The 14,331-nt window shown below is 45.0% G+C and carries 11 protein-coding genes and 3 tRNA genes; 6 read left to right on the top strand and 8 right to left on the bottom strand.

All coding sequences use genetic code 11. From position 1 onward, the window contains the following. The first annotated feature begins 50 nt into the window (after window positions 1–50). Window positions 51–686 (top strand): helix-turn-helix transcriptional regulator, encoded by a 636-nt coding sequence (locus L5L94_RS16780; RefSeq protein WP_113939922.1) that lies wholly within the window; start codon window positions 51–53, stop codon window positions 684–686. A gap of 106 nt (window positions 687–792) precedes the next feature. Here L5L94_RS16780 and L5L94_RS16775 read toward each other — a convergent pair whose 3' ends face one another. Then, the gene (locus L5L94_RS16775) at window positions 793–1,719 is read right to left on the bottom strand and encodes a TPR end-of-group domain-containing protein (protein WP_212601711.1); all 927 of its coding nucleotides are present in this window, start codon (window positions 1,717–1,719) and stop codon (window positions 793–795) included. A 160-nt stretch (window positions 1,720–1,879) separates the two neighbouring features. Between L5L94_RS16775 and L5L94_RS16770 the strand changes: the two genes are divergently transcribed. Next, window positions 1,880–2,602 carry a pseudouridine synthase gene (locus L5L94_RS16770; RefSeq protein WP_263164169.1) on the top strand — a complete coding sequence of 241 codons (723 nt, stop codon included), beginning with the start codon at window positions 1,880–1,882 and terminating at the stop codon, window positions 2,600–2,602. Window positions 2,603–2,698: 96 nt separating this feature from the next. Here the strand turns inward: L5L94_RS16770 and hmpA are convergent, their stop codons facing one another. From hmpA to L5L94_RS16740, 6 genes are all read right to left on the bottom strand, one after another. Further along, window positions 2,699–3,892 (bottom strand): NO-inducible flavohemoprotein, encoded by a 1,194-nt coding sequence (hmpA, locus tag L5L94_RS16765; protein ID WP_263164168.1) that lies wholly within the window; start codon window positions 3,890–3,892, stop codon window positions 2,699–2,701. A 250-nt stretch (window positions 3,893–4,142) separates the two neighbouring features. Next, complete coding sequence (locus tag L5L94_RS16760) at window positions 4,143–5,768, bottom strand: methyl-accepting chemotaxis protein (RefSeq protein WP_173496965.1); 1,626 nt, start codon at window positions 5,766–5,768, stop codon at window positions 4,143–4,145. A gap of 165 nt (window positions 5,769–5,933) precedes the next feature. Then, a tRNA-Leu gene (locus L5L94_RS16755) sits at window positions 5,934–6,020 on the bottom strand. A 68-nt stretch (window positions 6,021–6,088) separates the two neighbouring features. After that, window positions 6,089–6,175: transfer RNA gene (locus tag L5L94_RS16750), tRNA-Leu, on the bottom strand. A 54-nt stretch (window positions 6,176–6,229) separates the two neighbouring features. Beyond that, a tRNA-Phe gene (locus L5L94_RS16745) sits at window positions 6,230–6,305 on the bottom strand. Between the two features lie 229 nt (window positions 6,306–6,534). Further along, a complete protein-coding gene (locus L5L94_RS16740) occupies window positions 6,535–7,296 on the bottom strand; it encodes an outer membrane protein assembly factor BamD (protein WP_105249967.1) in 762 nt (253 codons plus the stop codon). 122 nt (window positions 7,297–7,418) lie between these two features. On the opposite strand from L5L94_RS16740, the gene rluD reads away from it, so the two are divergent. From rluD to clpB, 3 genes are all read left to right on the top strand, one after another. Further along, on the top strand, window positions 7,419–8,393 hold the full coding sequence (gene rluD, locus L5L94_RS16735) for a 23S rRNA pseudouridine(1911/1915/1917) synthase RluD (RefSeq protein WP_105249966.1): 975 nt from the start codon (window positions 7,419–7,421) through the stop codon (window positions 8,391–8,393). After that, window positions 8,394–9,128, top strand: coding sequence for a peptidoglycan editing factor PgeF (gene pgeF / locus L5L94_RS16730; RefSeq protein WP_263164166.1), 735 nt, complete (start codon window positions 8,394–8,396; stop codon window positions 9,126–9,128). 199 nt (window positions 9,129–9,327) lie between these two features. Next, window positions 9,328–11,901 (top strand): ATP-dependent chaperone ClpB, encoded by a 2,574-nt coding sequence (gene clpB / locus L5L94_RS16725; RefSeq protein WP_173246329.1) that lies wholly within the window; start codon window positions 9,328–9,330, stop codon window positions 11,899–11,901. A 277-nt stretch (window positions 11,902–12,178) separates the two neighbouring features. On the opposite strand, the gene L5L94_RS16720 is transcribed toward clpB, so the two are convergent. Continuing rightward, window positions 12,179–12,646: a DUF4124 domain-containing protein gene (locus tag L5L94_RS16720; RefSeq protein WP_263164165.1), complete on the bottom strand. Its 468-nt coding sequence runs from the start codon at window positions 12,644–12,646 to the stop codon at window positions 12,179–12,181. A gap of 94 nt (window positions 12,647–12,740) precedes the next feature. On the opposite strand from L5L94_RS16720, the gene pssA reads away from it, so the two are divergent. Next, on the top strand, window positions 12,741–13,592 hold the full coding sequence (gene pssA, locus L5L94_RS16715) for a CDP-diacylglycerol--serine O-phosphatidyltransferase (protein WP_219235150.1): 852 nt from the start codon (window positions 12,741–12,743) through the stop codon (window positions 13,590–13,592). The last annotated feature ends 739 nt before the right edge of the window (window positions 13,593–14,331 follow it).

The raw sequence follows: 14,331 nt of genomic DNA, 5'->3' as shown, positions 1-14,331 counted from the left end.
AAGCAGCGGAGATTGGGAGATAATGCTTCGGCTGAAATCGGGGAGACTCAATGAAAACTACTGATAAGATTATTCAATTACTCAAGTTGCATGGCCCGCTTACTGCTAAAACCTTAGCGGAGGAATTGGCGTTAACGACTATGGGGGTGCGTCAACATCTGCAAGCTTTGGAAGATATGGGCGATGTGGATATTGAGGATCGAGTTGAAGGCCGCGGTCGCCCAACACGTTACTGGGGATTGACTGAACAAAGCCGTACTCACTTTGCCGATCGCCATGAGGAATTGACGGTACAGCTGATTGACTCGGTAAAAATGATCTTTGGCGACCAAGGCTTGGATAAGCTTATCGGTCACAGGGAGCAAAGTGCGTTAGTCCAATATCGTGCGGCAATGGAAGGTGCTACTGATATTCCGACACGTTTGGCCATCCTTGCGAAATTACGCTCGAACGAAGGTTATATGGCGACCATGGAACACATCGATGGCGTGTATTTTTTACTCGAAAATCATTGTCCAATCTGCGCTGCAGCGACTAAGTGTTTGAACTTTTGCCGCTCTGAGTTGCAACTTTTCCAGCAGTTATTCGCTGATATTGCCGTGGTGAGCCGCGAAGAACATATCATCGAAGGTGCTCGCCGCTGTGCATATAAGATTGCGGCAATTAAAGTTGCGACGATAGTTTAGTAGTGCACTTAAGTTGTTCGCTTGAGGCGTTTTATCTGTGGGATAAAACGTCACTGAAAGCTAACGCTATATATTAAGCATTCGTTCTGGGCTTAAACCTCGGAGCTTAGGGCTTATCAGGTTCGTGATAGGCCAATAAGGTTTCGAAACGAGGATGCCCTTTAAGTTGTGAGAAATCAGCTTCATCCAACGCTAGCTCTTTGAAGGATGCGCTGTTATGGATGGCGCGTTCCAAATCAGAAATTGCCCTATCTTCAACACCTAAACACGCAAAGGCGCAGGCTCTTTGATAAAAAGCATGGGCGTTAGTTGGGTCAACTTCCAAAACACGATTACATAGGCTTTGTGCCCAATTAAATTCGCGCATTTCCATTGCGGCATCGGCCTTATAGGTCAGCGCTTCCAAGTCTCCAGGTCGAATCGTGAGGATTTCATCGTAGACTTCAATTTTTTGTTCGGGAGTCTGGGCACTTTGGGCACGTAGCCACAGATTATGAATTTCATTAATCACTTCTATTTCACGATTATTGTCTGTGATAGTACGACTCTTATGCTTGAGTTCTTGCTCGAGTAATTTGAACTTTTCTTCGTATTGTTCGGCAATACTCTGTAGCTGATTCGCGGCCAGTTTGGCGGTATGTGTCTTGATTTCCCGTAGGGATTGCCAGCCGATAAAGGCGACTAAAGAGGCGACGCCGGCGATCATATAAAAGAAGTAAGTGACAGTGACATTGGCGTAATTCATCGACTTGTCGGCAACGGCCAGTTCGCGATCTGTGATATCTATGGTGAGGCGCCGCTCAAGATCCTGTTGATCGTATCTGAGAGATTTGAGTTCATCGAAGACGTAGCGCTCTATCAGCGGTTTATCATGGATGGCGAAAGGTTGAGGCGCTTCAGGGGGATTTACTGCATCGCTCGCTTGAGTGAAGAATGAGCTCGCGAGTATCACTAAAAACAAGGCTAAAAATAGCAGGTTCGAACGTATCATAACGGGACTTGCAGATAAGTTTTTGATGCGGTAACCACTCACAATAAGATGAATTGAACGCCTAGCTTAACAAATTTTGCTTAGTTTGATCTAATTTTGCTCTAAATAACCTCTGTGATGCTTACTGTATTGGCTCGCTATGACCTGAACTCGCATCCTGCTAGAATGGCTATCCCATTCATATTTCGTCATTTGTGGTGTTATGCAGTCTAAGCGCGGCCGACTCGATCGTTATCTTTGTACCCAGTTACACACTCACCGTAAAGCGGTGCGTGAACTGTTACTCTTGGGCCGAGTTCGTGTCGATGGATTGATAGTGAAGGACATGGATAGGCAAGTGGATGAGTTTTCTCACATCCAACTCGATGGGCAAATATTACAGGCCAACACGCCAGTTTACTTGATGTTGCATAAGCCGATTGGCGTGGTGAGCGCGACTAAAGATACTCAGCATAAAACTGTGATTGATTTGCTCGATTGCGAAGCCCGTGATGAGTTACATATCGCGGGTAGGCTAGATTTAAATTCTTCGGGTTTGTTATTACTGACCAATGACAGCCGCTGGTCTGATGCACTAATGTCACCGACGCATAAGGTCGATAAAGTGTATCGCGTCACCTTAGCTAATCCATTAACTGAAGAATATATAGCCGCATTTGCCGAAGGCATGTATTTCAGCTTTGAAGATATAATGACTCAGCCCGCTAAATTGGTGATCATTGCTGACCATGTTGCTGAAGTGACTTTAAAGGAAGGTAAGTACCATCAAATTAAGCGGATGTTTGGCCGCTTTCGAAACCCAGTTGTTGGTCTACATAGATTATCAATAGGTGATATTGTGTTGGATGAAGCTCTGGCGTCGGGCGAAAGTCGTGTGCTGACTGCCGCAGAAGTGGCTTGTATCCGCTGCAAACCGGTAGCTTAGAGACATAGGGCAATTCAATTTATCAGCCATTATTCTGCGTATTCTAAATATAAAAATGGACTTGAGAATCAGGTGTCCCAAGCCCGTGATATGGGATTAGAGATCGGCGTGGGGGCCGAATACTTCATAGTGCATGTTTTCAGCTGAGACACCCAGAACGAGTAATTGTTGCTTGATGGCTGACATGAATCCAATAGGTCCGCAGAAATAGTAACGTGCATGGGGAAGCAGTTGCTCTGCGACTTTGCTTAATTCCATTTGTCCTTCAAAATCATAATCTGTACCCACCACATCGGTTGAACTCGGCTTGCGATACCAAACATGGCTCTTCAGATTATGATGTTGCTGGCGCTTGGTGTGAATAGCCTGTTTGAAACCATGTACATCACCTTGCTCACAGGCATGTAGCCAAGTAATAGCACTTGGATGTTGCAACTTGATCAATTGATTCAACATGCTTTTCATCGGTGTTTGACCCACTCCTGCCGAAATGAGCACTACGGGGATGTCCGCCCCAACTTCTAAGATAAAATCTCCCGCCGGCGGCATAACTGCAATTTTGTCACCGATATGCATGGTATCGTGTAGCAGATTAGATACTTGGCCACCTAATTCACGTTTCACACTGATGCGGTAGCTGTTGCCATTCGGTGCATCGGATAGGGAATATTGGCGGATTTCTTCATATGCTAAATTGGGATGTTTTAGCTTCAAACTTAAGTACTGACCGGGAATGAAATCTTTAACTGGTTTACCATCTTCGGGCGTCAATATGAAGGAGGTAATGACTGTGGACTCAGTCTTTTTCGCGCTAATGATAAACTGACGCTCACCCAACCAACCGCCATCTTGTTCTGCATGTGCCTGATAAATTTGAGCTTCTCGTTGAATAAAGATATCTGCTAAAAATCCATAGGCCTGCGCCCAAGCTTCTAATACTTCTTCTGTTACTGCATCACCGCCTAACTCTTTAAGGGTGGCTAATAAGTGGCTGCCGACGATCGCATATTGCTCAGGCTTGATCAGAAATCCTGTATGTTTTTGGGCAATGCGCTCGACAGTCGAACTTAGCACCGCTAAGTTTTCAATATTTTTAGCATAAGCCGCGACGGCGTTGAACAGGGCAACAGGCTGGCCACCAGAATGCTGGTGTGCCAAGTTAAATACATCTTTTAATTCAGGATTATGTTTGAACATACGTTCATAAAAATGGGTCGTCAGCGCAGGGCCTGCGGATTCGAGTAAGGGGATAGTGCTCTTGATAACTTGGATTGTACGGCTGTCCAACATAGAAAATCCTTAACGTGCAAATATTATGAATGTTAAATGAGTTTAAAGATCTATTTGATTTGGATCAATAGTGATGATCGCAATTCGTGCTACCGATAAGCGTGATTAAGGTCATTTGAAGTGCTTTATCAAAGCGGGTACGAGATAGGGGGGGGGTAAATAAACGTATTATTTCAATACATTACAGATGGTTTAAGGGAGGTTAACTGCAACAGCAAAGCTTATTGCAGTCATAGTGTGGTTTTTTGACTTAGAGTTTAAATGCACTCACTTGATTGCGCATACTGTTGGCGAGTTTAGTTAAATTAACCACAGATTCACTTAATTCAGCCGCCGATGCGGTGGAATGTTCGGCAATATCGCTGATGGCAATAATACTGCGATTAATGCTTTCGGCAACGCTACTTTGTTCTTCGGCAGCGGTCGCAATATGAGTATTAAGTTCTGTGATGCTATCTACTGAGGAGACGATTTCTTTCAGTGCTTGGCCTGCTTGATTCGCTTTATCATTAGCATCATCTACTTGATTTATACCTATTTCCATAGCGTTAACTGCTTCTTTAACGCCTTGTTGTAGTGTGGCAATCATGGCCTCAATTTCTTGGGTAGACTTTTGGGTGCGCTGCGCAAGGGTCCGCACTTCATCCGCAACGACTGCAAAGCCGCGGCCTTGTTCCCCCGCGCGGGCCGCTTCAATGGCGGCATTTAATGCCAATAGATTGGTTTGCTCGGCAATGCTTTTTATCACATCGAGTACGCGGCCGATATTTTGGCTTTCATTAGACAGAAATCCAATGACTTGTGCCGTTTTTTGAATTTGATCAGATAATTGCGACATACTGCTAATCGATTGCATCACAATATTATTGCCATTGGCGGCATAGGTATCGGCATCTTTGGCTGAATCTGCCGCTGCAGATGCGCTTTGGGCGACTTCTGCGACCGTTGCCGTCATCTCATTCATGGCCGTTGCAGTTTGCTCCGTTTCGGCTTGCTGCTGTTGCATACGTTTATTGGTTGCCTGCGTGAAGCTACTTAACTCATTTGCTGAACTATTAACGGTATTTGCCGCTTCGGCAATCGAATGAAGAATGCCCCGCAAGTGTTCAATAACTTGGGTGAGGCTAGTGGATATTTGTCCTAGTTCATCGTGATTAAAAGTAGTGAATTTGACGGTAAGATCAGAGTCTTGATGGATCAGCTTAAGTTTACTGAGAATGTCATTAATAGGATTCATCACGCTGCGATTGACCCAGAGCCCAATCACAATACTGATAATCATGGCGGCACAGGCTAATGCTACAAAAATAGTGATTGAAGATTGGTAAATGGCATTCACACGATCTTTTTCTTCGCCTGCCACGCGAATTTGCAGTGCAATCAGTTCAGATATTTGGTTACTGATGGGGTCTATGACTTGGTAAAGCGGCAGGATATTGGCCGATAATTGGCTTGATACATCACCATTTAATCCTCTTAAGCGTGAGACCAGAGTGTCAATCTGTTGATTTGCGGGTGAGAACAGCACTTCGGCTTGTTTTACGAGTCGGGATTCTTCTGAGGTAAGTTCAGTGGCTAAGTATTTTTGCCAATGCTGGGTAATGGTAGATTTGGCACTGTCTAGCGCTTCAGCTGCTTGAGAGGCGGTGAAACCACCCGCGTTCGCCTTATTGACCGCATCGATAACATCGACCGCGTATTTATCAGCAATCACTTTTAAATCGTCTAGTGGCACAACTCTATCGCCATAGATACGTTCAACACCCGATTCAATTTTACCCATCATATTAATGGCGAGAAAGCCAATCGTCATTAGCATTACAAGGGGAACCAGAATGCCGATAAACATTTTTTGTTTTATTTGTAAACCGTTCATATGGATAGCCTCAGTGAACTAAAGAGTCCTTTAGGCAGAACTCTATCTATCCCTATGATGAGTCTGTAACAATAGGTATAGCAAATCTGAGGAAAGAGGGGAGAGTTACAGAAAATTTATTTTGCTTTAGATACAAAAAAACCTCGCTTGGCGAGGTTTAAATGTTGGTACAGATGAGAGGACTTGAACCTCCACGCCCTTGCGAGCACCAGCACCTGAAGCTGGCGTGTCTACCAATTCCACCACATCTGCATGGCTATTCGATATTTCATCGAATTGACAATCTTAACACTGTGAATCTTAACTTTTGAACTGCAATTTGGTACAGGTGAGAGGACTTGAACCTCCACGCCCTTGCGAGCACCAGCACCTGAAGCTGGCGTGTCTACCAATTCCACCACACCTGCACTGTACCTATCGCAGTTCTCTAAAATAAGTCGCTATCGCAACCCATTTAAAGATGGTGCCCGAACCCGGAATCGAACCAGGGACACGAGGATTTTCAATCCTCTGCTCTACCGACTGAGCTATTCGGGCGACGGGCGCAATTTAAAGGCTTTTCGGGTTTTGAGTCAATAGATTTTTACTAAATAACGGAAAAAGTGACTCAGTTGGATAAGATTTACACGAAAGTGTCATTTGTGTTGGTATTGAGAATGTAAAAATAGCCAAACCACTATCCACACTGAGAACTTAGCGTTATCTATTTATGGCTTATCTAGGGTCACCAAGCAAAAAAATGCCCCTATTAAAGGGGCATTCTCGGTTAGTTTGATAAGATTTCATTGTTTGGGAAGTTAGCTTGCATTACCATGAGCACGTTTTGCTTCAGCTTGCTCTGACCTAATTCGCCATAAGCTTCTATCATTATCTCTAATGCCCGTTCATTTGAAGGGGTGCCAGGGTATGTTTCCATTACAGATTGTGCTCGGATTGCTGCGGCGCTCCATGCATTCATCTTGAGATAATACTCGGCAACTTGAATTGAATATTTTGCTAAGCGATTCTTCAACGCTAACATGCGTTTTTGCGCATCGGCGGCATATTTGCTGTTAGGGTAGGTTTTGATTAGACGATCAAAATCTTTGAAAGCATCTTGAGCATTTTTAGGGTCACGATCGGTTCGGTCGATATTAAGCATGTCGTGGAACATGTAATTGTCGGCTTGCATGTTCACTAAACCGCGCATATAGAACACATAGTCTACATCTGGATGAGTTGGATTAAGACGGATAAATCTGTCTATGTTCGCAATACCAGAAGCGACATCGTCCATTTTATAGTAAGCATATATCAGGTCTAACTGGACTTGAGTTTTGTGAGGTCCGAAGGGGAAGCGTGAGTCTAACGCTTCCAAAGAACGGACAGCTTTAGAGTAATTGCCAAGCTCCATAGAGGTTCTTGCCTGAGTATAAAGTACATCAGGTGACGTTTTGGCGGCAATATCGTTATCATCAGGGCTGCTGCTACAGGCTGATAACGCTAGTGAAAATAGGACTAAGGTAACGCCTTTGGAAAATTTATACATACTTGAATTCAATTCTTTTTAAGTTGTAGTTAAGAATTTTTCCATTTCACTATAAAATAGAAAACATCCGATTGTAACAGATAGCACACATTTTTTGACCCCTAAATGGGGATACGGTTCCTATGACACAAGAGATTAATCTAAAAAGCGAGATTTCGGCAACACAAACTGGACTGAGATTAGATCAGGCCCTAGCAGAGTTGTTCCCAGATTACTCGCGCACGCGCATCAAGGAATGGATCCTATCTGATGCAGTTTATGTTGACGGCGTTGTCGTTAATAAGCCCCGAGAGAAAGTTTATGAGCTGCAACAGATACTCATAGATGCCACTCTTGAAGAAGAAGTTCACGCAGCGGCACAGGCCATTGATCTGGATATCGTCTATGAAGATGACGACATTATTGTGATCAACAAGCAAGCGGGACTCGTGGTTCACCCTGGTGCTGGCAATGCCGATGGCACTTTGATGAATGCTCTGTTGCACCATTGTCCTGATATTGAGCATGTACCACGTGCTGGTATTGTGCACCGTCTGGACAAGGATACTACAGGTTTAATGGTTGTAGCCAAAACCGTTGAAGCGCAAACCCATTTAGTGGCCGCCTTGCAGGCCCGTGAAATCACTCGTGAATACGAAGCGATTGTGATGGGGACTATGACAGGTGGCGGTACTGTTGATGAGCCGATTGGTCGTCATCCAACGAAACGTACTCATATGGCGGTGCATCACTCAGGTAAACCTGCAGTGACGCATTATCGTGTGGCGGAAAAATTTCGTAACCACACTCGTCTAAGATTGCGCCTTGAATCTGGTCGTACTCACCAAATTCGTGTGCACATGGAATACATAGGCCACGTATTAGTGGGCGATCCTGTGTATGGTGGTCGTCCAAAACCGCCGAAATGGGCCAGCCCAGAGTTTTTTGATATTCTGAAAAACTTCAAGCGCCAAGCGCTGCACGCTGTGCGTCTTGAATTAGCGCACCCTGTGAGTTGTGAAATCATGAGCTGGCACGCGCCAATTCCTGAAGACATGGTGATTTTGACGAAAGCACTGCGTCAAGACACAGTCGAGCATCCGATCGAGTATTTGTAAGTGTTTCATCACGATTGGCCTGTTCCCGCTAATGTCAGCATCGCTATGACAAATCGTCATGGCGGTGTGAGCGTGCATCCTTATGACAGTCTGAATCTTGGACTGCATGTCGGTGATGCGCCAGAGTTGGTGATGGCTAATCGTGAATTACTCTGCAAACAATTAGCGTTAACCGCTGAGCCTGTCTGGCTCGAGCAAGTGCATGGTACTCATGTGCTTAATTTAGATGCGCTGAGCTTAGCTCCTGCTGTGGATACACCGATTGCCGATGCCTGTTACAGCCGAACCGCGAGCCTAGTTTGCGCTATAATGACTGCCGATTGTTTACCTGTGTTGTTGTGTAATCAAGCGGGAACCGAAGTGGCTGCAGCCCATGCCGGTTGGCGTGGTTTATGTGATGGCGTGATTGAGGCCACCGCGGCGCAGTTTAGTTCACCTATGGATGAGTTGATTGCCTACCTCGGCCCGGCTATTGGTCCACAAAAATTTGAAGTCGGTGTTGAAGTACAGCAAGCCTTTTGTACTTTACATCCGCAGTCGGCAGCGTGTTTTATTCCAAGTGGTAACAAGTATCTTGCCGATATTATTGGCTTGGCTAAATTACGCTTGAGTTTACTCGGTATAAACCATATTTATAGCGCAGATATCTGCACAGTCAGCGACACGGATTACTTCTCTTATCGTCGCGATAAGGTGACGGGACGCATGGCTTCATTGATCTGGCTTAAGTCTTAAGCTAATTCCCCTACAGTTTGTATTTATTTGCGCGTTATTCTCTTGAATTTGGCTAAATAGCCCCCATCTTTTAACTAACGAAATGTAATACCAATCCTATTTAGATCTCTTCATTAGCGGTACTGATTTTAAAGCCACTAAATTGGCAAGATGTCTTATGGATTGGCATATCTCTACTATATGAGTGTTAGGAGGCTGTATGCGACTCGATCGTATGACCAATAAATTTCAGCTTGCCATCTCTGATGCCCAGTCACTCGCACTTGGGCGTGATCATCAGTTTATTGAACCGCTGCATTTGATGATGGCATTGTTGAACCAAGATTCAGGTTCAATCCATCCCTTATTGACCCAAGCTGGCATTCGAGTGAGTGCGCTGCGATCGCTCTTGAGTCAAGAGCTGGAACGCTTACCTCAAGTCGAAGGTACGGGCGGCGATGTACAATTATCCCAAGGTTTAATCCGTTTATTAAATCTGTGCGATAAATTGGCGCAAAAGCGTAAAGACAAATATATCTCTAGTGAATTATTTGTATTAGCTGCGTTAGAAGGTGTCGATGCTCTTGCGCAAGCGTTGAAAAAAGCCGGCGCGACCAAAGAGTTGATGGAGCAAACCATTGAACAAATGCGTGGCGGCCAAAAAGTGGATGATCCGAACGCTGAAGATCAACGCCAAGCGTTGAAGAAGTTTACTATCGATCTCACCGAGCGAGCTGAACAAGGCAAGTTAGATCCTGTGATCGGCCGTGACGATGAAATTCGCCGCACGATCCAAGTATTACAACGTCGCAGTAAAAACAACCCCGTCCTTATCGGTGAACCGGGTGTGGGTAAAACGGCGATTGTTGAAGGACTTGCCCAGCGTATCGTTAATGGTGAAGTCCCCGAGGGCATTAAAAATAAGCGTGTCTTATCCCTCGATATGGGCTCATTGATTGCGGGCGCTAAATATCGCGGTGAGTTCGAAGAACGTTTAAAAGCGGTATTGAATGAGTTAGCGCAGGAAGAAGGTCAAGTGATCCTCTTCATCGACGAACTGCATACTATGGTCGGCGCCGGTAAAGGTGAAGGCGCAATGGATGCGGGTAACATGCTCAAACCTGCGTTAGCGCGTGGTGACTTGCACTGTGTGGGCGCGACCACACTTGATGAGTATCGTCAGTATATTGAAAAAGATGCGGCGCTTGAACGTCGTTTCCAAAAAGTGCTGGTGGATGAACCAAGCGTTGAAGATACCATCGCCATTTTGCGTGGACTGAAAGAACGTTACGAGCTGCATCACCATGTGGAAATTACCGATCCGGCGATAGTGGCGGCAGCGACCATGTCGCACCGTTATGTGTCGGATCGTAAGTTGCCCGATAAAGCGATCGATTTGATTGACGAAGCGGCATCAAGCATCCGTATGCAGATGGATTCAAAACCTGAGTCACTCGACAGGCTCGAACGTCGTGCTATCCAGCTCAAACTGGAGGAGCAGGCGTTAGCCAAAGAAAATGATGAGGCGAGTCGTCGCAGGCTTGACCATCTGCAAGAGGAATTACGTGACGTTGAAGCGAAAGCTTCAGAGTTGAACGAAATCTGGCGTACTGAAAAAGCCGCATTAGCGGGCACTCAGCACATAAAAGCCGATCTCGAACAGGCTCGAATGGACTTAGAAGTGGCGCGTCGTGCGGGTGATTTAACTCGGATGTCTGAGCTGCAATACGGTCGTATACCTGAGCTTGAAAAACAGCTCGATTTGGCATCGCAAGCCGAAATGCAGGACATGACGTTATTGCGTAACAAGGTTACTGAGTTCGAAATCGCCGAAGTATTGTCAAAAGCGACGGGAATACCCGTATCGAAAATGCTTGAAGGCGAGCGCGAAAAATTACTGCAAATGGAAGTGGCGCTGCATGAACGAGTGATCGGCCAAAACGAAGCCGTCGATGCGGTCGCGAATGCGATTCGTCGTAGCCGCGCGGGTCTGGCGGATCCAAATCGCCCGATTGGCTCGTTCCTGTTCTTAGGCCCAACGGGTGTAGGTAAAACTGAGCTGTGTAAATCACTGGCGAGGTTCTTATTTGATACCGAATCGGCTTTAGTGCGCATTGATATGTCTGAGTTTATGGAGAAACACTCAGTATCGCGTTTAGTGGGTGCGCCTCCAGGATACGTGGGTTATGAAGAGGGCGGTTATTTAACGGAAGCCGTTCGTCGTAAACCTTATTCGGTGATATTGCTCGACGAAGTCGAGAAAGCGCATCCCGATGTGTTTAACATTTTACTGCAAGTGCTTGATGATGGACGCTTAACCGATGGTCAAGGTCGTACTGTCGATTTTAGAAATACAGTGATCATCATGACCTCGAACTTAGGCTCCGACATTATCCAAGAAGGATTTGGTCAAGTGACCTATGCAGAGATGAAAGCGGCGGTAATGAATGTGGTCACTCACAGTTTCAGACCCGAGTTTTTAAACCGTATCGATGAATCTGTGGTGTTCCATCCATTGGATGCTGCCAATATCAAGCGTATTGCTTCGATACAAATTGCTTCCTTACGCCAACGTTTGGCTGAAAAGGACTATACATTGGAGATCACCGACGACGCATTATCACTGATTGCGGAAATTGGTTTCGATCCTGTGTATGGTGCAAGACCGTTGAAACGGGCATTGCAGCAAGAAGTCGAAAACCCGCTGGCGCAGAAATTACTGCGTGGTGACTTGTTACCGGGTAAACCGATCAAGGTCAGCTGTGCGGGTGGCGAGTTAGTGTTCGAGCAATAACCTGTGACCAGTAGCTAGTAACTTAGTGTGTTGTTTGAATGCGATACGTTAATCGCAAGCTTGAAGTTGGATATGTTGAAATAGGCGAACTGAAATAAGCGTTCTTGAATGAACGAGCTTGAAATAAACTATCTTGCAATAAGAGATAGCGCTTCCTTAGTCAGTATCTCTCCCGCTTCAAGCACTAAAACGAAAGGAGCCGAGTTTTTAACTCGGCTCCTTTTTTATTGCATCAGCTTAATCGTTCTTCATTAATGTAGTGGCATAGTGAATTTGGCTACTTCTTATCACAGAAGAGTTTGATTCTTTCCTGCTGCTGGGCAATCGAGGCTTGGCGATCTTCTTCAGTCATAGCGACAGATTCATCCGAATCGGAAGTTTGGCGGATAAGCTTAGTATGCGTTGTGAGTATTTCTAAATTGTGTTTTGCACTCTCACAAATGGATTTAGCCTGTTTGGCGTCTTTTTCTTTGATCTGCGCCGCTGACTTTTCTAATTCATTGGCTTCAGAAGTGGCTTCCGCTTTCTTTACCGGTGCGATAAAACCCACTTTCGCCTGCTCTAAATCTTCACTGTAGAGCTTTTCTGCTTTGATGTTTTCTTGTTGCGGGGCTTGTTGGCTGTAATGCGTCACCCCATTTTCGTCGACCCAAGTATAGATAACGCCCGCAGAAACGGGGCCAATGAAAAGGCCGAGCCAGAGCCATCGATACAGTATTATTCTGAACATGTTCACTTTTAACATCGAAATTATCCCTAACTGGTCTCTCATCGACATGATAATAAAATATGTTATCTTGAAAGCTAACTTCTCTTCACTGAACTAGCGTAATAAGTGTATGCAAAATTCTTCAAATCAAACAGTAAAGAATAAAGGTATCTATTTACTGCCTAATCTTTTTACGACAGCAGGATTGTTTTCTGGCTTTTATGCTGTGATAGCTTCCATGAATGCTAACTTTGAAGCTGCTGCAATAGCCATTTTTATTGCCATGATTTGTGATGGGCTCGATGGCCGAGTGGCAAGACTGACTAATACCCAAAGTGATTTTGGTGCCGAATACGACAGTATGGCCGATATGGTGTCCTTCGGAATGGCGCCAGCACTACTCGCCTACAATTGGGCATTAGCGGACTTAGGTAAAATTGGTTGGTTGGCGGCATTTATTTATTGTGCAGGTGCGGCACTCAGGCTCGCTCGATTTAATACGCAAGTTGGCGTCGCCGATAAGCGTTACTTTCAAGGTCTCGCTAGTCCGGCCGCCGCCGCTGTTATTGCTGGCAGTATTTGGCTTGGTAATCAATACAGTCTCGATGGAAGAAACATCAGTTGGATTGCGGCCCTTGTTACTGCAGCAACCGGTTTACTGATGGTCAGCAATTTCCGCTATCACTCCTTTAAAGAAATTGACTGGCGTGGCAAGGTTAACTTTATCGTGATCTTACTGGTCGTTGGTGTATTTGTGGTGGTGTCAGTTCAACCTGCATTGATCTTATGTGTCGGCTTCTACTTATATGCGATTTCAGGCCCAATCATTACGATTCGAACCGTGAGAAAACTCAAAGTCGCACATGTTGTAGGAGATGATGTCGTGGCGAATGTCGAAACGGTTCCCTCGGCCCAAGCCGCTGCACAAACTCAAGTCGTTACAGATCTCGAGAAAGAGAAACAAGAAGAGCATAAATCTTAGGGCTCGTTCTTTTGAGCATTGCTTATCATTAGCTAGGTGTAAATAAGAGTAAGACATCACACAGGGCATAACGTTTTTAGAGGTTTGCTGATAGATATAGCGAAAAATAGCTATCAACTTCTGTTTATGCCCATTCAATCTATTAAAATCCCTGCAATAGGCGATTTCTTTTGCCAAACTTATCAACCCAAACTGCGATATTGCTCAGTATTGCAGTATATTTCTGCAGTTTGGTGGTTATTTATTCGCTTGGCGGAGATTGTTAAAAAAGCCCTTGCACAAAATCCTCTGCTGCCTATAATGCGCATCCACTGACACGGCAGACAGCGTTAAGCAGCCTGGTGTGACAGTTCATCGATAAGTTTACTGATTGATGAGTGTTAAGAAAGTTTGCAAAAACTCCTTGACGTGAAACGGAAAATGCGTAGAATACGCAGCCCTAGCCAACTGGAAGCGTTCGACGCTCAGTGTGGTACTCACCTTCTCTTATGAGGTTGAGTTGCTCTTTAACAAGATAAAACAAGAAATCTGTGTGGACACTCACAGGTGTTGAGTTAATCGAAACTGCTTAGCCTTCGGGTTGGCAGTCAAAAATTTAAATCAATGTAACAATGAGTGTTCATAGCAATATGTACAGTTTGTTTCTTTAGCGAGAAACAAAAAAATCAGAATTCATTGAGCCGCTGAAGTCGCAAGACGGAAGCAACAAAACTTTAATTGAAGAGTTTGATCATGGCTC

The sequence above is a fragment of the Shewanella sp. SM21 genome, from assembly GCF_025654335.1.
Lineage (GTDB): Bacteria > Pseudomonadota > Gammaproteobacteria > Enterobacterales > Shewanellaceae > Shewanella > Shewanella oncorhynchi.
This window is presented reverse-complemented; position numbering and strand designations above follow the sequence as displayed.